Raw genomic sequence first — 20,494 nt, forward strand, 5'->3', positions numbered from 1 at the left:
TATCCTGCCAGGGTATTCGTATAGAAACTGAAGAAATATATAGTTGAATTATATCACAATATTTACAATTCTCCCTTTCACCACAATCATCTTCTTCGGTGTTTTTCCTTCAAGGTATTTTTGTACCTGTTCATCGGCCAGCACTAAAACTTCAATAGCTGCTGTTTCCAGTGCCAGGCTCATATTCAGGTTCAACCTTGTCTTTCCGTTTATGGAAACCGGATAACTGAATTCATCTTCCACCATATAACCTGGATTGAATACCGGATAAGCTGCAGCTGATATACTTCCTGTATTCCCTAACAGGGCCCACAATTCTTCTGTAATATGGGGGGCATATGGGGAAAGGACAACAACAAGGTCCTGCAGAATGCTTTTCTTGTTACATTTCAGCTCTGTCAGCTCATTCACTGCAATCATAAAACTGGATACAGACGTATTGAAAGAGAAACGTTCAATGTCATCCTGTACTTTTTTGATGATCTTATGCAATGCCTTTAATTCTGCTTTGGTCGGCTCAGTATCAGCAACCTTAAATTCCCATTGGTCGTTATGGAATAAACGCCAGAATTTGCGCAGGAATTTAAACACGCCTTCAATACCATTGGTATTCCATGGCTTACTTTGTTCCAGCGGACCCAAGAACATTTCATACATCCGCAGCGTATCTGCGCCATAACTACCAATCAGCACATCAGGGTTGACCACGTTAAACTTCGACTTGGACATTTTTTCAACTTCCACACCGCAGATATATTTACCATTTTCCAGGATAAATTCCGCCTCAGCGAACTCTGGTCTGAAAGCCTTGAATTTATCGACATGTAGGATCTCATTTTCTACAATGTTTACATCCACATGCAAAGCCATGGTTTTATAATTACCTTTTAAGCCATGGGACACCAATGTGTTCGTACCTCTTCCCTCTTCATCAACTACGCGGTATACAAAATTACTGCGTCCCTGGATCATCCCCTGGTTGATCAGTTTTTTGAAAGGTTCTTCCTCGTTCACATAGCCCAGATCTTTCAGGAACTTATTCCAGAAGCGGCTGTACAATAAGTGTCCGGTAGCATGTTCTGAACCGCCGATATACAAATCGACATCCTGCCAGTAGGCTATCGCTTCTTTGGAAGCAAAAGAACCTTCATTCTGCGCATCCATATAGCGGTACCAGTACCAGCTTGATCCCGCCCAGCCCGGCATTGTGCTCAACTCATAGGTATACTGGTCTTCATAGCTCCAGTTTTCAGCCCTTCCCAAAGGAGGCTCTCCACTTTCTGTAGGCAAATATTTATCAATTTCCGGCAATACCAATGGCAGCTCTTCCTCTTGAATTAAATAAGGCAAGCCATTTTTAAAATAAACAGGAATAGGTTCTCCCCAATAGCGCTGGCGACCAAAAATAGCATCACGCATACGGTAATTGATTTTTGCTTTACCTACCTTTTGATCTTCCAGCCATTTATTCAATGTTTCTACAGCTTCTTTGTACTGCATTCCATTGATAAATCCTGAATTGATATATAATCCTTCCTTGGTCGGATCAGCCTGTACCTCAATATCTTTTTGTCCGTCCAAGATCTGTACGATAGGAAGGTTGAAGTGTCTGGCAAATAACCAGTCGCGCTGATCGCCGCTTGGTACCCCCATGACAGCACCGGTTCCATATCCGGCAAGGACATAGTCGGCAATCCATAACTGTACACGTTCACCGCTCACCGGATTGATTACATAGGTACCCGTAAAAGCACCTGATACTGTTTTTGTATCTGCCATGCGGTCCAGTTCAGATTTCTTTTTCGTCTGGTCGATATAATTTTTGATGTCATTTGCCTGCTCAGGAGTGGTCAACGCAGCGACCAGTTCATGCTCAGGAGCCAAAACCAGATAGGAAACACCAAATATAGTATCCACACGGGTAGTAAAGACTTCAATATCCTCTGCCGGCAAAACCGCAGCACCCGGTACCGTCTCAATCTTGAAACGTACACTGGCCCCTACGCTCTTACCAATCCAGTTGCGCTGCATTTCTTTTACGGGTTCAGGCCAGTCTATGGTTTTCAGGCCCTGAAGTAAACGCTCTGCATAAGCAGATATACGCATACTCCACTGCATCATTTTCTTCTGCTCCACAGGATGGCCACCACGCTCAGAAAAGCCATCTTTCACCTCATCGTTAGCCAATACTGTTCCCAGTGCAGCGCACCAGTTTACTGTACTTTCTCTCAGATAGGTTAACCTGTATTTGATCAGCTCTACCTGTTTTTCTTCGTCTGTCATCGCCGCCCAGTCGGATGGCATGAATGATTTGACTTCCTCATCACATACCGCCTTTACATCGGCTGTACCTGCAGCATTGAATTTCTCTATTAAGGTAGAAATGTCTTCTGCTTTATCGGTTTCCAGGTTATACCAGGAATTGAACAGCTGCATAAAGATCCACTGTGTCCATTTATAATAACCGGGTTCTGAAGTACGGACTTCCCTGCTCCAGTCGAATGAAAAACCGATCTGATCCAGCTGACGACGGTAGGTATTGATATTGACTTCAGTGGTCAGCGCAGGGTGCTGGCCGGTCTGGATAGCGTATTGTTCTGCAGGAAGTCCGAATGAATCGTAACCCATAGGATGCAAAACATTGAAGCCTTTTAATCTTTTGTATCTTGAAAATATATCTGATGCGATGTAGCCAAGAGGGTGCCCAACATGCAGCCCCGCTCCTGAAGGATAAGGAAACATATCCAGCACATAAAACTTAGGTTTATCAGAATCCTGTTCTGCTTTAAACGTTTGATGTGCGGCCCAAAACTCTTGCCACTTCTGCTCTATTTCTTTAAATTGGTAATCCATTACAGCTATTCCTTTGTATACGGCGAAAATAAAGAAATAAAGGGTGTTTCAGAAAGGTTATGAAAAGAAATTAGGGAAACACGCTGATTTCTGCCCTTTAAAATACCGCACACGATGTCAATGCCATACAAATAAAACTACGGTTTAACAGCTCCGTATCATTCGCAAACAATTTTCCCATGCTTTTCAAACTCTTTCACCTGCACTTTTATGCCAGACATAGCGCGGTAAAGCAGTTTATACGTCCCCCCAATTTTGATATTCAGTAGGTCTGCAATTTCTTTATAATTCATGTCTTCTACATAAAACAGGTAAACCGCCTCTTTCTGGTGGTCTGTTAATTTATACATGAATTTTTTAGACAGGTAATCCCATTGCTCCGTGCTGTCATCAGCAGAAGTGGATTCCATTTGTAAATCGAATGCCAGCATATCTGCTTCAGCACCGACATATACCTCTTTGGCGGATAATTTGATTTTATTGAGGATGGTATTTCTGAGCGCCTTGAACAGGTAATATTTTATATTTTCCGGCTGCTTGAGGTTACTTTTATTCTGCCAGAGTTTCACAAAAAGATCCTGGACGGATTCTTCAATAAATGAAATGTCTGCACTAAACTTTTTGGCATAATTCATCAAAGATTCATAGTGTAAGTCATACAGTAAAGAGAAGCACTTTCTGTCTCCCTTTACAAATGAATTCCAGTAATCCTGTTGATTATCCATTTACCCTTATCATTATTTAGATTTATTATTAATAGGTGCAATAATAGGGGTTTAAACTTAGTAAGAAGAAGATGCAACACATAAGTTGCATTTATATGACACAAAAAATTGTTAAATGAGATGTTTAAAAAATCTGTAAACATCTCATTTAAGCAAAGTTTATTCCGCAGCGAGGGAAGCCCCGGCTCCGCTGTTAAAAGCCAGCAGGTATGTTTTGGTACGCAATGCTTCATCGCGTAAGGTTACAGCGTTATTTTTATCAGCAATAATCTGATCACACATTTTTATGATCTCATTTTTCTGGTAAGAATACGGGAACCAACCCAGTGCTTCTACAGCCGACAATCTTAATTTCAACGCTTCGGCATGATCACCCGCAATCCGGATAGCTTCAGGCACCAGCTGGTGGTAGGTATAAGTCCGCAGCATGTTGACCGTGAAAGCGCGTTCTTTTGCCGATGCCTTGGTACTGGTATCAGACATCACTTTAGTTTCTTTTTCTATTTTGGCCATGGTGGCTTCCTGTCTTCTGATCATCCGCAGGATGTCCGTATCATTTGCATAACCAGGTTTTTGAAGTACCTGATGAAAGGCAGCGATGACTTGTTTCGAATCCATAAATGATAGGGAATTGCCGGAGTTATAGGACACACGTTTGGAGGCCCAGTCCTCTACGGCCGACTGTACCAGGGCAGGCACAAGGTCGTCCGTACCGAAATCTCCTATCATATTTACCGAACGGCGGCGCAGGTATTCATAAGGATCATTCACGGCATCTTTTAACACCGCTTTAAAAGCTGCATTATTCAGCTGACTTAATAATTTCCATGCCTGCATCCGGGTGCTTGAGAATGGCGAATTGTAATACGTCTGTTTCAGCAATTCACTCAGTTGTTCTGGTTTGGCAGCATATATTTTTGTTAAGGCGAGCGACTGTAAATCGGCATCATTTTGCTGTAGTAACTGCTGCCATATTTTGTCGCCACCAGCTTTATTGACGATAAGATCATTATAATCCACCTGATCCGCAGTGGCAAAAGCAAAAGCAGGATCGCCAATCAGATGCGTTTCCAGATAAGCCTGTTGTTTAAACCAATTTCCTGCACGGAGACCATGTTGCAGGAGACCAATCATATCTGTCGTCCATACATCCTGCAACACATTGATCGAATTTCCCATGGCCAGCACCGTTTTTCCTGCGCCGAAAACATAGTGCCCGCTCATATAGTCATCTTTATGAAAAGAGCCATTGTAACAGTTGTCGAGAATCAGCATACGGGCATTGGGCTGAATCAGGTCGATATCTTCCATCATGATATTCCCATTGGCCTCGAACAAAGAATCTGCCTTTACCACAGAATCTGTAAGTGCATCATCCATCCAGGCCATAGGCACCCCCAATGTCTTTTCAAAACGTTTTTTTGTCTCTTCTACATCTTGTTTTTTACGGTGAGCCATTTGCAGCTTACTCCGCAGGTAACGGCGTACATTCTCAATCGACGGCTGAGGAAAAGAAACGTTCGGATAACCACTGATCACCTGTACATCCGACTCTCCATGCTGGTGAAAAATAGCGATATCCAGTTCCGGCCGCTGTAATTCTGCCAGCAACCGCTGTTTCAGGTCGCCCTGCATTCTGGAATTCACAAATTTCACAGACGATCCCGGTTTAAACAGATCGGGCAGCTGTTCTCTCAATGCCACCTGCTCACTCGCCCAGGTGGTCTGGGATTCCGATGCATAACCCATTCCACTGTACACCATTAGGGTATTCAGGCGATTTTGTTCTGCTTTCAGCGCCACGACCTTCCTCAGGTAAGCTTTTAACATTTCATACTTATCTTTCCCTTTCACCAGCGGGGCTTTGATCCTGCTGGTATAAATCTCCATATCGATCATGACCGGAGAATCTGGTGCCAGACTGTAATAAAACTGGTTAGTTTTGGCAGAATCCCGTTTAATGAAGTTGAACTTCAGCCCAAAATCATCATAGAAACGATCGGATGGCACTGCAGCTCTCAGTCCGAATCTGGCCTGATCAAACTTATAGGCAGAGGTTAAGCGCTGTGCATCCATCACCATCGGAATGGGAATGTCCCCAATAAAGACTGCACCTTCCAGTGCCGGTTTCTGCGAATGGAGCTGTTGAAGGATAACTTTGATCTCTTCAGGTTTATTCCACTGCTGCGATACAATATAGGTACCCATTCCCTGTTTTTCCAGAGCAGCTTTATAGGCGTCGATTTCTTTCCGCGTTTTGCTTAGCGTAACCTTATCTACCACTATAGCAAAGGTTGTTGCAGTGCCTTTCCTTTGCGGTTTTTCTATCTGTTGTGCCTGAACTGAACTTCCGGTAAAAAGTCCCAGCACTATTCCTGCTGCTGAAAAGGCTAACTTATATTGATTAATAATATTCATGATTGATTCAATTTTTGTTCGGTATTTAATAATAGGCACCAATGCTCAGACTGAAATAACTGCGGTTCCCCGCTGCTGCAGGATAAAACAGGTCATCTTTAAGCGACTGCAATACATGAATTACAGTCCCCATAAAAAACTGGGTGCCTTTCACTTTTTTCATGTTGAAATTATACTGTCCCTCCCAGGTCATCATGAGGCGGTCGCCCGTCAGATAAGCATGGTCGGGATAAAGAACCTCCCGTGCAATCAGGTTTCTGTCGCTAGTGACCGGGATAAAAGATAAACCGTCGCTCAGCGACTTGGAATATCCAAGGCTAAGGCTGGTTTGCAAACTTGCATTTTTGCCTACCAGAAAATTCTTCCCGCCTTTCACACTGAAGTCCAAACGTTCGGTACGTGCTGAAGATGCGGGTACGGTATACGTTTTATCTGCCGACTGGTAATTGAGCGCAGCTGCTGCCAGCCAGTTGTAGACCATTTCATCCGACTGTTGAACAAACGTATAACTTAAGTCCGCCCGTCTTGTTTCTGCCAGATAAAACGGGGCTTCCAATATCGTCTGCCATTGATTGGCTGCTGAATTAAAATATTCGTGAAACTCTATACCGGTATCTTCCAGCAGCTGTCCCTCAAATTTAAGTTGCTGAAAAGTCTGTCCCCCATCAAAATGGAGCACACTGGTCACCTGATAACCTTTTTGCTTCCAGGTGCCCGCCTTTCGGGGAACGGAATTCCCATCGGATACTTCTTCACTATAAGTACGGTATCCCGCGGTGCTGAGCCAGTTCATCCGGTCTGTTTTCAGTCCGTACTGCAGATCAGCCCCATACTTGCTGCCTGCATAATTTCTGGAAGCACCGACTGAAAATATACCGGGCAATTCATACTGTCCGACCCCCAAAAGCTTGTACAGAAAATGGTTGATATAGGTATTCTTCACCTCTAAGGAAACTTCCTCCCGGTATTTCCCATACAAACCATTGATCCCCAAATGGCTATGGCTACCTGATTTCCAGATCAGCCCCGGCGTAATATTGATTTCATTGGACCTGTTTAAAGGCCGGGGGTCATTCTGTCTTGCCCCGGTTGCTACATTTAATTCCGCACCAATCCCGGCCATCAGCCTGCCCCCTGCTAGTGGCGGTGCCGCAGCTTTCAGTTTTAACGCATAAAGCTGTTTTTTCCAGTTACCCCCAATAGAATCTGCCAGTATATACGGCGTTCCCCGGTAAGGATCAAGGACATCCGAAAGCCGGATATTCCTGTCATCCTGCCCGGTATAGGAAAAACTGCCATAAAATATTGCTTTCCCCAAAGGCTGGTAGCGTTCTGAAATAAACTGTAATCGGTCTGTACTTTCAGACTGTTGTGCCAGTTTCATTCCGCCAGACAAATTGTTATACAGCAATGCCGTTTTTCCTGTCGGCCATAACCTGCTCAGCTGCATTCCCGCAGCATTCTCCGTCTGCAGCCAGTTATTTCGAAGGTTGAGCAATGCCAGGTTCATGGGCATGCTGCGCAACGAATCTGCCTGTTCCTCCTGTGCAACGGCACAGAAAGAAACCAGCAGTATCCCTGCGAACAACAGTATGCGTTTTATTGCCATCCCTTAGGTAAGATTGTTTTGGTCATCGTGAAATCGGCAGTCGAATTATTGGTATCCTGAAGTATCCTTCTTCCATTGATGGTAGAAGCTACCTTGCGTACAAAGGCCTCACCTGCATAAGTAGTTGAGCAGAACACAAATCCAGCATCCAGTGATGCAGGAATACGTTTGAAGTTTACGGCTGTTGCATTTGCCAGGCCTTCAAAAGCATCGATGATATCAGTTCCCGGAACTTCGATATACAGACGTGCATTGGTACTTCCCGGCTCCTGGAGTTTTTGTAAAACATCGATATCTTTTGTCTTGAAGATCACCATACCCGGGCCATACACAGAAGTGATCCAGCTGAAAGTAGAAGACGCAAAATAAACAAGGTCCATATTCGCTACCGCCGGATTGTCAACATCTCTTCCGGTAGAAGCCACATATCCTTCAAAATCAGCAATGCCTGCACCAAGGTCTACCGAATTTGGATTTCCATCCGTTTTATGATTTGCTGCATTGCTGGCAACCACAATCGACTCACCAGGCTGGATAGGGTGTGATTTCCCTGTACCCGGAATCATCCACACATTGGCCAGGTATACATTTCCTGCTGTTTTTGAAAATCCAAAAGGTGCTGAACTCGCAGAAATTCCCGGTGTACCACCGCTCTCTCCAATATAAAGGCTATCTGCATAAATCACATCGGTAGAGTTGTTATAGATTTCATAAAACTGGTCGGTCAGGTAAGTGCCCCCGGCAGCGGTTCTCGTGCAGTTGTAAAAAACCTGCTTAAATACCAGTCCACCCACGGTACCGCCCTGTAACTTCACCTCAAGGCTCGCATCGGTGCTGATCAGCAAGTTTGTTGCGGCAGCATTCAGAAAAACTTCCGTCTGAAAGCCCGTTAATGTCAGCGCTTCTGCAGCAGTCAGCGTCCTGCTCGCAGCCAGCTGATAATTTCCCGGCAATAAACCGGTGAATGATGCCACTCCCTCCGCATTGGTGACTACGGTAACCTTTGCATTGGTCGTGGAATTGGTCAGGACCACAGTGCTGTTGGTCGCCTTGCTATCCGCATAATTATCCGGATAAGCCACTTTAACAGTATAAGTTACGGTAGGGGTTTCAGTCCCGGATTTTTTACAGCCCTGAATGCCTGCAGCCAAGATGACCAGTAAGACAATGGAAGTGTAGATTGATTTTCTCATGATGTGTATGGATTAAAAATGATGTGTATTAAATTGGTGTGTGTGCATTTTAAATTAAAATTTGATGCTCAGTTCCGTTCCGAAAAATAAGGTGGGGTTTCTTCTGCTATACGTACCCGTCCATCGCGTACTTTCCTGAAGCGGCCTGTCCATCAATACATTATTGGCAAAAAACGAAAACCCTATTGCCCTGCCCAGCTCTTTGGTTAAGCGAAGATTAAACAGCCACAGGGGTTTCCAGCTTTCTGTCACGTAGTACTGGGGGGATACATTGAGGTTAAACTCGGCATTATTGACTACAGCCGGACTATTTCTTTCCGCCTCAGACAACCAGGTGATCTGGTTGTTGCTGGTACTTACATAGCCCACAGGGAGTGATTCGTACCCGATGTACTTATTCTTATCACTCCACACGGTCTGGGCAGAAAGGGTAATAATGAACCTCAGCTGCGGAATATGGTGGATCATCCGCAAGGTCGTGCTCATGCGGCTGTATTCATTTCCCCTGCCAGGTGCATAAAAAGGGATCTGTTCAGGTTCCTTATTGCTCAGTTGCCTTTTCAGGATATAATAAGAGGTATTTGTCGTGCGTGTATCCATCCAGGCACCATTGAAAACAAATGAAGTCCGCAAGGCTTCAAAACGGCCCAGGTCAAGATCAAACTCTACTCCTTTATTACGGGTCGACAGGTTATTGTCCGGGGTATTAAAAGGCAAAGCATAAATGGTAGTACTTACTGGAACAGGATTCAGGACTGGCTGTTGTCCCACAGGGGCGGAAAGGACACTATAGTTGTCCACCGCCACCATCTTCAGGCTCTCAAAAGTGGTATTAAAACTATATCCGTTTTTTAACTGCTCCTGATAAGCAGTTACCGTTAAGCGCTTATTTTCCAGAAATGTATAATCAAATCCGAATTCTGTTTTCCTGTTGGTCGCAATTTTAAGGTTTTCATTTTTGCTGTTAAATACCCTTGTCGTAACCACCACGAGTCGCTCTGCCGGATTATCCGCATAATAATTAAGGTTCAGCAGATCAAAATAAGCATCCTGAGGATACAGGTACAACAAGGTCGGTGCCTTGGCCGTCATCCCATAACCTGCCCGGATATGCAGTTGTGGTGCAATCTCATAGGAGAAATTAACCCGCGGAGCGAGAATCCTGCCCATATTAGAAGCAAACAAGCCTTTAGGCTGTACATTATCATATCGGAGTCCCGCCTGGATGTAGAGTGTTCTGTTGAAAATCTTTCCCGAGATATTGTCCTCCACATAAGCGGAAAGCTGATGAAGTGCCGGAATGTCCTTGTAAGAGAACAGCCTGGTCGAAGCATAGTTTGAAGTACGTGGCGGAAGATTGACATCATAGGATTTGCCGGCTCCAAAATTCACGTCGGTACGCCACTCGGCCCCCATCAGGAAACGGTGGTTAAAGCTGCCCGATTTCAGGTAAAAACTATTGGTCACCTTGGCAAAGACATTCATGGGTTTCCCTTCAATCCATACCTTACTCAGGTATTCATTCGGCACATACTGACCGGCCATGGTGGTATCCTTTGTCGCGGTAGACATAGGATAAGTATAATTGCTGAGCAGTTCCTGCTGGTAGCCCTTCTGTACAGCATAATTGACGCTGAAGTTATAGTTCAGCATTCTGGCGAAAACCTGATTCAGGCTCCATTTCCCTGAAGTATGGAAACGATACGCATAATCCTTTGCCCGGTGTTGTGTCTGTGTCGCGACATCATCCGGATCCTGCTTCTGTTCATCCAGGTTCATGGCATAAGAAAAACCTGTCGTTGTTGACAAGGGTTTCTCTTTAAATACGGTTTTGGAATAGAGCAAACCTCCTGTCACCCTGTTATAGGCATCAAAAGAATAGCGCTGATCACTGTATGCTTTGGTATAATCGATATCTGCATACAAACTCCCGCCCTTTTTCCCGAGATCAAAGCCCTGTCCGGCCCATAATTGCGTTAACACGGGGTTGATACGCGCCTTCAGCTGTAATGGCGATATCCCCGCTTTCGTTTTTACCAGTATGGCACCATTGGTCAGATCGCCATATTCTACCGAAGGTACCCCGCGGATCACCTGTACAGATTCAATATTATCAGCAGAGATCTGCCTCAGGTCTGTTCCGCTACCGGTACTCGTGGAAAAAGAAGCATTGGCACCAGCCCTGGCCGGATTGATGACCTGCAGGTTCGCATTGTTAGATACCGGAATCTCATTGATCAGGACTGCCGTACCCAGGCTTCCCATATTATCCGTATTCAACTGGCGGATGGAAGCTTTGTTGACGTTGGAGAAATCTGGATTACCTGCCAGCGCACCAGGGAGCAGCTGGAGCACATCGTTCAGGTTTGTCGCCTGTAAATGCTCTATCGCTTTCTGGGAAATCAGGGAGGCCGTGGCTGATCCTGCCTTGCTTTCCGAGGCAACAACTACTACTTCTTTCAGGTTAAGGACGTTTTCCTGCATCACGAAATCAAGCGTATAACTTTTCCCCTTTTCCAGCAGGAGTTCTTTTTCCTGTAAAACCATCGTCAGGAATTGCGCCTTTACGGTAACTTTTCCGGGAATGAGATCGGAGAAAAAATAAAACCCCTTTTCATCCGTGGTACGGCTGATCCCCAACTGACTGATCCCTACTGTAGCACTTTCAATGGGTTTTCCATCCTTATGTCTAAGGGTTCCCATGATGCCGATCTTCCCACCCGGAACCTGCGCAATGACTGCGACTGGATCATTCGCTGCAGCCAGTTCCGCTATCCCTGTCTGGCGGACTTCTTCCCTGACCGCACCGGCTTTCAGGATCGTAAAGAAATCTTTCCCGATAGATTGATAACTGAGTCCGGTATTTTGCAGCAAAACTGCCAGTGCAGCGGCCGTAGTTCCCGATTTCATGCCCACAGGGTCATAATTCACATAGATGTTAGCCACCAGCTTATGCTCATAGGCAAACTTCACCTTTCTGCTTTTCCCGAAAATTTCAAGGGCCTGTTTAAGACTACGCCTGGCTTGTGCATTTACCGCAAGGCTATGTAACAATAAAATTCCGCTCAGGAGACAAAGTATTTTCCTCATCTTAATTCGGAATTAAAGTAAGGGTATCCAGTTGCCTGCTGCTTTGCGTTCCGGTGATACTGTTCAGGATCAGCAGCGCACGCTGCTCATCATTCAGTGGAATACTCCCATCCAGCTGTTTGTCCAATATGGACTTCACAGCGACATTGATCTTAATTCCATAATTATCTTCCAGCACAGCAATGACTTCTTTTACGGAAGTCTTGTCCATCAGCAAAGTCTGGTTGTGCCATTGATGAACCAGTGTAGCTTGTTGAACTGTTTTCATCACGGTCACTTTTTTCCGGGCCATAACGGCAGATTCACCAGGTTTCAGCAGCAGCTGATTCTGAGGAGTGATCACCTTCACTGCACCAGACTCCAGGTTGACCATTGCCTTCCCACGGCGATCGTTCACGCTAAAGACAGTCCCCAGGACTTCGACATCAAAAGCGTGTTTCAGGTGTACCACAAACCGTTCTCCTGCATGGATTTGAGATGGGTTTTTATTGATATGCCGCACTTTAAACCATGCCTCCCCACTCACATATACTTCCCTGATCTTTTTCGAACCGGCTTTTTTAGCATAAGTAAGCGATGAATTCGCCGCCAGTTGTACCACAGAACTATCGGGTAACACTATGGTCTGACTTTCTCCGTTACCGGTATTTACCGAAACCATCCCTGAATCCTGTCTCAACCAAAAAGCCAATGATACCCCCACAACAAGCAGGGCTGCAGCAGCATATTTATATAATCTTTTTACCACTCCCCTTTTTTCTGCTGAAGGAAGGTCAGGCAGTTCATCAATCTCATTTTCAATATGGTCCCAAATTGCTTTTTTCCTGTCTGCAGCCGAAGGATTTTCCTTTTTTAAGGAAATGACAATCCGTTTGGCTTCCAGTATGAGCTGTTTTTTTTCAGGATAAGTGTGCATTACTGCCGACCAATAGTCGGCCGCATCATTGTCTTCCGTTAATGCCCAGTACTTAAAGTCCTGATCCATTAAAAAGTCGTAGAGGTCGTACCCGGAATAATCGTTAATATGTTGTGCCATAATCATGCTGTACACCTACTATACAGTTTCAAAAGGCTGTTTTATCCCATGCTTCAATTATTTTTGAAAAAAAATTACTTGCTCCCGGTTTGTCCCTCAATCACCGGGTTACAGCCCATGAAGCCGGCACTTCCAAGCCCGTTTCTCCGAAGTCTGAAGTTGAATGTAATTTTACCCTCCTTCCAAATCCAGACAAACAAACAAACAAACAAACACGATGCACCTTCAAAAACTATTTCCTTCAAACAGACGTTCTTACCTAGAAGAGAAATGAATCGACTATATTATCATTTATAAATGCCATATAATTTATATATAGTTGCTTATATTTTTTATTTTCGCAGAACATAAACACAATTACATGGAAGAATTTGAAGTTAGCGATGCTTCTAAAAAGACAAAAACCATATACATTTCTACTATATTCAGTATAACATTGGTTTTGTTAATGCTTGGGATACTGGGTTTAATACTGGTACATGCAAAGAACCTTTCTAACTACGTGAAAGAGAATATTGTATTGAATATCATTGTCGATGAAGGTGCCAAGGAAGCAGAAGTCTTGCAGTTCCAGAAAGAACTGAATGCAAATCCGGCGATCAAGCAGACACAATATGTGAATAAGGAGCTGGCGGCGAAAAACTTGACTCAGGACCTGGGGGAAGATTTCGTAGACTTTCTGGGATACAATCCCCTGCTCTCTACTGTTGACGTCTATATGAAGGCTGATTATGCCAACAATAAAAGTATTGATACACTGAAAGCACAGATCAGCAAAAACCCTGTAGTGAAAGAGGTGATTTATCAAAGTTCTTTAATTGATATGGTCAACAATAACATCAATACCATTGGTTTGATCATTCTGGGCTTTGCGGTTATCCTGCTGATCATTTCTGTAGCCTTAATCAATAACACGATTCACCTTGCCATCTATTCACAGCGCTTCCTCATCAAGAGTATGCAGCTCGTAGGGGCAACAAAAGGGTTCATCCGCAGGCCCTTTGTCCTGATTGCCATGCTGCACGGACTGATTGCTTCGATTATTGCCGTTATTCTGTTATTGGCCCTGCTTTATTATGCACAGCAGGAAATGCCTGAGATAATTATTCTAAGAAATTATACCGAGTTTGGCTTTGTCCTGCTCTTCCTGCTTGGTACGGGTATATTTATTACCGCTATCAGCACTTCATTTGCAGTGAGCAAATATTTACGATTGAAAATTTACGACCTTTATAGATAATGACAGAAAAGAAAGCAACTCCTGTAAACAGGGATCCGAAAAACGAATTGGTTTTTACCAAAAAGAATTATCAGCTGTTATTGATCAGCATCGCCATTGTTATCCTAGGATTTATTCTGATGATAGGAACAACAGATATTTATGATGTCAGGAAGACATTGGTTGCTCCAATGTTAGTCTTATTTGGTTTCGGTTTTGGCGTGTATGCAATACTAAAAAAGTAATTTTTAATGGATTTCTTACAAGCAATTATTCTCGCTGTTATAGAGGGACTTACCGAGTTTTTGCCTGTTTCTTCAACAGGACACATGATTGTAGCCTCGTCTGTTATGGGCATAGCTTCCGATCCTTTTGTTAAATTATTTACGATCGTTATCCAGCTGGGAGCAATCCTGTCCGTGATCGTATTGTATTTTAAACGTTTCTTCCAGAGCTTCAATTTCTACCTTAAACTTATTGTGGCTTTTATCCCTGCTGCGGTTTTCGGCCTCTTGCTGAGTGATAAAATTGACCAGATGCTGGAAAGCCCGATGACGGTAGCGATCTCGCTGGTGATAGGTGGAGTAATCCTGCTTTTTGTCGACAAATGGTTTAGCCATACAACGATTCATGAAGAGAAAGAGATCAACTACCTGACCGCCTTGAAAATAGGTTTTTTTCAATGTCTGGCCATGATCCCGGGTACTTCAAGATCCGGCGCAAGTATCGTTGGAGGGATGTCCATCGGATTGAGCAGAAAAGTTGCCGCCGAATTCTCCTTTTTCTTAGCTGTACCTACCATGTTCGCTGCTACGGCCAAAAAACTACTGGACTTTTACCAGGAAGGCCATACGATTACCAGTCAGCAGGTACAGGTACTGGCTGTCGGAAATATTGTGGCCTTTATTGTTGCCCTGCTGGCCATCAAAAGTTTTATCGGCTACCTGAACAAGAATGGATTCAGAATGTTTGGCTGGTATCGCATTATTGCAGGACTCATTATCATCGCCCTGTTACAAAGCGGTCATAATCTTCAGATTATATAGAAAATCTGAAAAATAACACCATATTTACCGCTTATTTAGATTAACGTTTTGAGTGTAGAAAAGTTACAGGAAAGAATCTTCGATTTTGCCGGGGGAGAGTTGTTACTCATCAACAAACCCTATAAATGGACAAGTTTCGACGTTGTGGGAAAGATTAGAAACTCCTTAAAGCCGCAAAAATTAAAAGTAGGTCATGCCGGAACCTTGGATCCCCTGGCAACAGGGTTACTGATCCTTTGTACGGGAAAAATGACCAAACAGATCGACACCTTTCAGGCAGAAGATAAAGAATACACCGGGACAATGGTCCTTGGTGCCACTACCCCTTCATTCGATATGGAGACCGCGGTGGATGCAGAGTTCCCTTTTGGTCACCTGAATGAGGAGGAAATTCATGCCGCAGCAATCCCCTTCACAGGAGATATCCAGCAATATCCGCCTGCACATTCCGCAGTGAAAGTCAATGGGGAGCGTTTGTATGTGAAAGCCCGCAGAGGGGAAGAACAGGAACTGAGACTTCGTTCCGTTACGGTATCGACATTTGAAATTACCAGAATTGCCCTTCCGGAGGTCGATTTCAGAATCGTATGCAGCAAAGGGACTTATATCAGGTCGCTGGTTTCCGACTTCGGGAAACACCTGAACAACGGGGCTTACCTGTCGAAGTTAACACGGACCAGAAGTGGTGATTTTCATTTGGCTGACGCTATTGAAGTAACCGATCTGGTTACTTATCTTCGTCAGAAGAGAGAAGAAGCTGCAATAGAACGACAGACCCTAAAAGACGAGAATGCATAACCACTTGAGCAACCAGTACCTGCGACACCTGAGGGAGTTCATCCTGATCGGCTGTGGGATTGTTTCCGCCTGTTTCGGACTGGAAGGATTTTTAATGCCCAATGGTTTTATTGATGGCGGGGTAACCGGAATTTCCCTTCTGATCAGTACCTTGACAGGCTTTAAACTCTCCTACCTGATCGTCCTGATCAACATCCCCTTTGTCCTTCTGGGTTACCGGCAAATAGGCAAAGTATTTGCGTTTAAAACGGCCTTTGCCATCGGTGTGCTTTCCTTGGTACTCGTTACCATCCCTTTTAAACCTGTTACCCATGACCCGCTGCTGGTGGCCTTTTTCGGGGGACTCTTTCTCGGCGGGGGTATCGGTCTCGCTATGCGGGGAGGATGTGTAATTGACGGGACAGAAGTCCTGGCCCTCTACCTCAGTAAAAACAGCATGTTTACCGTAGGCAATATCATCCTGATTTTAAACATCCTCATATTTGGGGTGGCGGCCATATTTCTGGGCACAGAAATCGCGATGTATGCCATACTCACCTATTTATCGGCTTCCAAAACCATCGATTTTGTGGTGAACGGGCTGGAGCAATATATTGGGGTAACCATTATCTCAGAATACAGGGAAGACATCAAACAATTCCTGATCAACGACATGAAGCGCGGAGTAACCGTATATAAAGGCGAAGGTGGTTATGGAGAAAAGAAAGATATCGACATTTTATATACTGTATTAACGAAGCTCGAAATAGGTAAATTACAAAGCGAGATCAGACAGATTGACCCTGATGCATTTATCGTGCAGCAGCAGATCTCTGATATCAAGGGTGGTGTGGTCAAACGCCAGTCTCTACATTAAATTTAAAGTTTTGAAAATATATCATCACCTGTCTGAATTTAAAAGGCTAAACAATGCCGTAGCCACTATTGGTACGTTTGACGGGGTTCATTTCGGACACCAGAAGATTATTAAACGCCTTTGTGAACTTGCAAAAGCCAGCGGGGGAGAAAGTGTGATCCTTACATTTTTTCCGCACCCGCGACTGATCATCGATCCGGAGAACCAGGACTTGAAAATGATCAACACCATTGAGGAAAAAGCAGAAATACTGGCCTCCCTTGGAGTTGACCACCTCATCATTACTCCATTTACACGGGATTTCTCGAACATGAGTCCGGCAGATTATATTGAACATATCCTGGTGCAAACGATTGGCATCAAACAGCTGATTGTGGGTTATGACCACCGTTTTGGTAAAGACAGGAAAGGAGGAACGACAGACCTGCTTGCCTATTCCGGGATTTACAATTATACGATCGAAGAAATTGGTGAACAGGATATCAATGACGTTGCCGTGAGTTCTACCAAAATCAGGGAATCCCTTTTAAACGGTAATGTAGCTTTGGCAGCAGCCTACCTGGGTTATCATTTTTCACTGACCGGCCCGGTCGTAAAAGGCGATAAAATTGGCCGTACCATTGGCTACCCTACCGCAAATATCTTTATTGAGCAGCCGTATAAACTTATTCCCTCAGATGGGATATATGCCGTTACAGTGGAAATGGAAAACGAAGTTTTCAAAGGCATGGCTTATATCGGTCAGCGCCCTACCATCAATGGCATGACCAGAAATATTGAGGTCAATATCTTCGACTTTAACCGGGAAATTTACGGGCAAAGCATAAAAATGAATTTCCTTGAATTTTTAAGGCATGATGTAAAATTCGAGGGACTGGAAGCACTTCAGCTCCAGCTGAGTAAAGACAAGGAAAATACACTGGCTTTCTTCGACAAACACCTATAGGACAAATTAGCCCCTGTTTTATAAAAAAAGGCACCTTATTTTTGTATATTTACAACAATGAGATGCTTTTTAACGATTGTTTGTTTACTTTTTATTATGCATTCATCCTTTGCGGCAAGGCCCGCGGATAAAAAGGCTGCCTATAGCGCTGCAATAAAAAAAAGATCAGGCCTCTTTCATTGCTTATTCAAGACCAGTCCCGATGACCACTCCAATGTCAGCAAGGATTATTTTGAACTCCCTACCTTAAACCGTCAGGACATCAAAAAAGTCATCGTTCCCTGTATCTTCCTATTTCATAGCCAGGAATATAAGGCAGAGCGTTCTGCACCTGTTAAGATTTATACGGCACAACCGCGGCTAAACTATAAGTTTATACAACAGTGTTTATATCCTAAACATGTATTCTGGTAATGTACAGCGATATATACCAGTTAACATGATTTTTTATATTTAAATAGCAATGCTTTTATGCTTCACCTACCCGTATTAATAACTGATTTAGGTTTAATACTCGCAGCCGCAGGAATAACCACGCTCCTGTTCAAAAAAATTAAACAGCCCCTTGTACTGGGTTATATTCTCGCAGGACTTCTTGTAGGTCCCCATATCAAATTCGTTCCTACTGTTACCGACAATGAAAGTGTTCATATCTGGGCAGAAATAGGGGTTATCTTTTTACTCTTCAGCCTCGGACTGGAATTCAGTTTTAAAAAACTCGTTAAAGTAGGAGGCTCTGCTTCGATTACGGCCATTGTGGAAGTTGTCTTTATGCTCATCATCGGCTTCGTAGCTGGTAAGGCCATGGGATGGGCGACGATGGACAGTATCTTCCTCGGAGGGATTCTATCCGTTTCGTCAACAACCATCATCATCCGGGCTTTTGAAGAACTTGGGGTAAAACACAAGAAATTCGCAGGACTCGTTTTTGGGGTCCTCATTGTGGAAGATCTGGTGGCCATCTTATTATTGGTACTCCTTTCCACGCTGGCGGTGAGTCAGCAGTTTGCCGGATCAGAAATGGTGTTTTCGATCCTCAAGCTCTGTTTCTTCCTGGTCCTGTGGTTTATTGGAGGGATCTTCCTGGTGCCTACCTTTTTAAAGGCCACACGCAAGCTCATGAATGATGAGACCATGCTCGTTGTTTCTATTGCCTTGTGTTTATTAATGGTGATGCTTGCCGTACAGGTTGGCTTCTCACCTGCATTGGGTGCCTTTATCATGGGTTCTATCCTTGCAGAAACTACGCAGGCAGAGAAAATTGAACACCTCACGAAGTCTGTGAAAGATCTGTTTGCTGCTATATTCTTTGTTTCTGTAGGTATGCTCATCGATCCGGGAATCCTCATCGATTATGCCCTTCCGATCCTGGTGATCACCCTGGCTACCGTAGCCGGAAAATTCCTGAGTTCAGGCCTCGGCGCCCTCCTCTCTGGCCAGCCCTTAAAAACAGCCGTGCAAACCGGATTAAGCCTGGCCCAAATCGGGGAGTTTTCTTTTATTATCGCCACCCTGGGACTAACTTTAAAAGTAACGAGTGATTTCCTTTACCCCATTGCCGTGGCTGTTTCAGCAATTACCACCTTTACCACCCCTTATCTGATCAAGGCATCAGAGCCTTTTTACCTCTTCCTGGAACGTACACTCCCTAAAAAGTGGGTTGCTGCAATCAGCAGGTACAGCTCAAGTACTGCGGGAATTACCACTTTAAGCGACTGGAAGATCTTGTTGAAAGCGTATACTTTTAATACCATTATCCACTCTGTGATCCTGATAGGGATTATATTTTTAAGTTCAAGGTACCTGCATCCTTTGATCACAAAAAACCTGATCAATGGCAACAAAGGGATCATCATCACCCTGGTGCTTTCATTGATTATTATGGCTCCGTTCTTATGGGCATTGGCAATCAGGAGAATTGAAAGGAAGGCCTATTCCCATTTATGGCTGAATAAAAAATATACAAGGGGACCATTGATCTCGCTGGAAGTACTCCGGATTGGCCTCGCTGTTTTTTCTGTCGGTTTCCTGCTTTTCCAATTTTACAATACCTGGATTGCAGTGACCATTGCACTGGCCTTAATTGTCTCCGTTATGACTATTTTCTCCAGAAAACTACAGCGTTTTTACGATACCCTGGAAAACCGTTTCCTCTATAACCTGAATGCCCGGGAGACCCAGAATGCACAGCCGGAAATCCTTCCCTGGGATACCCACCTTGCGGAGCTGAGTGTGGCACCGGAATCAAGCCTGGTAGGTAAGTCGCTCATAGAACTTGCTGTACGCGAAAAATACGGCGTAAATATTGCTATGATTGAGCGTGGAAAAATAATGATCCCTACGCCCAGCCGTGATGAACGCCTGTATCCGAACGATAAGGTATTACTAATCGGAACGGACGACCAGTTAGCCGCAGTGAAGGATCTTTTTGAAGGAAGTACTGAAGAAAACAAAGAAAATAACTTCCCTAAAAAAGATATGACGCTGCAGAAAATAGTGATCAACAGCAGTTCACCTGTGTTTGCGCAGACCATAAGGGATTCGGGAATAAGGGAAAAAACGCAGGGCCTTGTCGTAGGTATAGAACGCAATGGAAAAAGAATCCTTAACCCGGATTCTAACCTGGTATTTGAAAACGAAGATATTGTATGGATTGTGGGGAACAATAAAAAAATTCCTGATTTACTAAAGAAACTCTAATATAA

At 44.1% G+C, this 20,494-nt stretch carries 15 protein-coding genes; 8 read left to right on the plus strand and 7 right to left on the minus strand.

Going from position 1 to position 20,494, the window contains the following annotated elements; translation table 11 throughout:
• Positions 1-48 precede the first annotated feature (48 nt).
• The 7 genes from leuS to ACSBL2_RS22785 form a co-directional block, all read right to left on the minus strand.
• Positions 49-2,853: a leucine--tRNA ligase gene (gene leuS / locus ACSBL2_RS22755; RefSeq protein WP_442588858.1), complete on the minus strand. Its 2,805-nt coding sequence runs from the start codon at positions 2,851-2,853 to the stop codon at positions 49-51.
• 158 nt (positions 2,854-3,011) lie between these two features.
• The gene (locus ACSBL2_RS22760) at positions 3,012-3,578 is read right to left on the minus strand and encodes an RNA polymerase sigma factor (RefSeq protein WP_442588859.1); all 567 of its coding nucleotides are present in this window, start codon (positions 3,576-3,578) and stop codon (positions 3,012-3,014) included.
• Positions 3,579-3,737: 159 nt separating this feature from the next.
• Entirely contained in the window at positions 3,738-5,996 is a 2,259-nt protein-coding gene (locus tag ACSBL2_RS22765; RefSeq protein WP_442588860.1) for a HEAT repeat domain-containing protein, read from the minus strand.
• A 25-nt stretch (positions 5,997-6,021) separates the two neighbouring features.
• On the minus strand, positions 6,022-7,605 hold the full coding sequence (locus ACSBL2_RS22770) for a DUF6850 family outer membrane beta-barrel protein (protein ID WP_442588861.1): 1,584 nt from the start codon (positions 7,603-7,605) through the stop codon (positions 6,022-6,024).
• Positions 7,596-8,798 carry a DUF4876 domain-containing protein gene (locus ACSBL2_RS22775; RefSeq protein WP_442588862.1) on the minus strand — a complete coding sequence of 401 codons (1,203 nt, stop codon included), beginning with the start codon at positions 8,796-8,798 and terminating at the stop codon, positions 7,596-7,598. Before ACSBL2_RS22775 ends, ACSBL2_RS22770 begins: the two co-directional genes overlap by 10 nt.
• Positions 8,799-8,852: 54 nt before the next feature.
• Positions 8,853-11,888, minus strand: a complete 3,036-nt coding sequence (locus ACSBL2_RS22780) for a TonB-dependent receptor (RefSeq protein WP_442588863.1) — start codon at positions 11,886-11,888, stop codon at positions 8,853-8,855.
• Position 11,889: 1 nt separating this feature from the next.
• Entirely contained in the window at positions 11,890-12,924 is a 1,035-nt protein-coding gene (locus ACSBL2_RS22785; RefSeq protein ID WP_442588864.1) for a FecR family protein, read from the minus strand.
• A gap of 361 nt (positions 12,925-13,285) precedes the next feature.
• Here ACSBL2_RS22785 and ACSBL2_RS22790 point away from each other — a divergent pair, with 361 nt between their 5' ends.
• The 8 genes from ACSBL2_RS22790 (at position 13,286) to ACSBL2_RS22825 (ending at position 20,489) form a co-directional block, all read left to right on the plus strand.
• Positions 13,286-14,164, plus strand: coding sequence for a cell division protein FtsX (locus ACSBL2_RS22790; protein WP_442588865.1), 879 nt, complete (start codon positions 13,286-13,288; stop codon positions 14,162-14,164).
• Positions 14,164-14,388 carry a DUF3098 domain-containing protein gene (locus ACSBL2_RS22795; protein ID WP_442588866.1) on the plus strand — a complete coding sequence of 75 codons (225 nt, stop codon included), beginning with the start codon at positions 14,164-14,166 and terminating at the stop codon, positions 14,386-14,388. Before ACSBL2_RS22790 ends, ACSBL2_RS22795 begins: the two co-directional genes overlap by 1 nt.
• A gap of 6 nt (positions 14,389-14,394) precedes the next feature.
• Positions 14,395-15,189: an undecaprenyl-diphosphate phosphatase gene (locus ACSBL2_RS22800; protein WP_442588867.1), complete on the plus strand. Its 795-nt coding sequence runs from the start codon at positions 14,395-14,397 to the stop codon at positions 15,187-15,189.
• Between the two features lie 48 nt (positions 15,190-15,237).
• Complete coding sequence (truB, locus tag ACSBL2_RS22805; protein ID WP_442588868.1) at positions 15,238-15,987, plus strand: tRNA pseudouridine(55) synthase TruB; 750 nt, start codon at positions 15,238-15,240, stop codon at positions 15,985-15,987.
• Positions 15,980-16,843 carry a YitT family protein gene (locus tag ACSBL2_RS22810; RefSeq protein WP_442588869.1) on the plus strand — a complete coding sequence of 288 codons (864 nt, stop codon included), beginning with the start codon at positions 15,980-15,982 and terminating at the stop codon, positions 16,841-16,843. Before truB ends, ACSBL2_RS22810 begins: the two co-directional genes overlap by 8 nt.
• Positions 16,844-16,853: 10 nt before the next feature.
• A complete protein-coding gene (locus ACSBL2_RS22815; protein WP_442588870.1) occupies positions 16,854-17,789 on the plus strand; it encodes a bifunctional riboflavin kinase/FAD synthetase in 936 nt (311 codons plus the stop codon).
• A gap of 96 nt (positions 17,790-17,885) precedes the next feature.
• Positions 17,886-18,203, plus strand: a complete 318-nt coding sequence (locus ACSBL2_RS22820; RefSeq protein ID WP_442588871.1) for a hypothetical protein — start codon at positions 17,886-17,888, stop codon at positions 18,201-18,203.
• Positions 18,204-18,260: 57 nt separating this feature from the next.
• Complete coding sequence (locus tag ACSBL2_RS22825; RefSeq protein ID WP_442588872.1) at positions 18,261-20,489, plus strand: cation:proton antiporter domain-containing protein; 2,229 nt, start codon at positions 18,261-18,263, stop codon at positions 20,487-20,489.
• The last annotated feature ends 5 nt before the right edge of the window (positions 20,490-20,494 follow it).

Source organism: Pedobacter sp. AW31-3R (assembly GCF_052180285.1).
Classification (GTDB): Bacteria; Bacteroidota; Bacteroidia; order Sphingobacteriales; family Sphingobacteriaceae; genus Pedobacter.

What these genes read in the sequence shown, in the direction of transcription:
- ACSBL2_RS22765 (WP_442588860.1), bottom strand. Translation starts at nt 5,996, where the DNA reads ATGAATATTATTAATCAATATAAGTTAGCCTTTTCAGCAGCAGGAATA.
- ACSBL2_RS22820 (WP_442588871.1), top strand. Translation starts at nt 17,886, where the DNA reads ATGCATTCATCCTTTGCGGCAAGGCCCGCGGATAAAAAGGCTGCCTAT.
- ACSBL2_RS22775 (WP_442588862.1), bottom strand. Translation starts at nt 8,798, where the DNA reads ATGAGAAAATCAATCTACACTTCCATTGTCTTACTGGTCATCTTGGCT.
- leuS (WP_442588858.1), bottom strand. Translation starts at nt 2,853, where the DNA reads ATGGATTACCAATTTAAAGAAATAGAGCAGAAGTGGCAAGAGTTTTGG.
- ACSBL2_RS22790 (WP_442588865.1), top strand. Translation starts at nt 13,286, where the DNA reads ATGGAAGAATTTGAAGTTAGCGATGCTTCTAAAAAGACAAAAACCATA.
- ACSBL2_RS22770 (WP_442588861.1), bottom strand. Translation starts at nt 7,605, where the DNA reads ATGGCAATAAAACGCATACTGTTGTTCGCAGGGATACTGCTGGTTTCT.
- ACSBL2_RS22795 (WP_442588866.1), top strand. Translation starts at nt 14,164, where the DNA reads ATGACAGAAAAGAAAGCAACTCCTGTAAACAGGGATCCGAAAAACGAA.
- ACSBL2_RS22825 (WP_442588872.1), top strand. Translation starts at nt 18,261, where the DNA reads ATGCTTCACCTACCCGTATTAATAACTGATTTAGGTTTAATACTCGCA.
- ACSBL2_RS22810 (WP_442588869.1), top strand. Translation starts at nt 15,980, where the DNA reads ATGCATAACCACTTGAGCAACCAGTACCTGCGACACCTGAGGGAGTTC.
- ACSBL2_RS22800 (WP_442588867.1), top strand. Translation starts at nt 14,395, where the DNA reads ATGGATTTCTTACAAGCAATTATTCTCGCTGTTATAGAGGGACTTACC.
- ACSBL2_RS22780 (WP_442588863.1), bottom strand. Translation starts at nt 11,888, where the DNA reads ATGAGGAAAATACTTTGTCTCCTGAGCGGAATTTTATTGTTACATAGC.
- ACSBL2_RS22760 (WP_442588859.1), bottom strand. Translation starts at nt 3,578, where the DNA reads ATGGATAATCAACAGGATTACTGGAATTCATTTGTAAAGGGAGACAGA.
- ACSBL2_RS22785 (WP_442588864.1), bottom strand. Translation starts at nt 12,924, where the DNA reads ATGGCACAACATATTAACGATTATTCCGGGTACGACCTCTACGACTTT.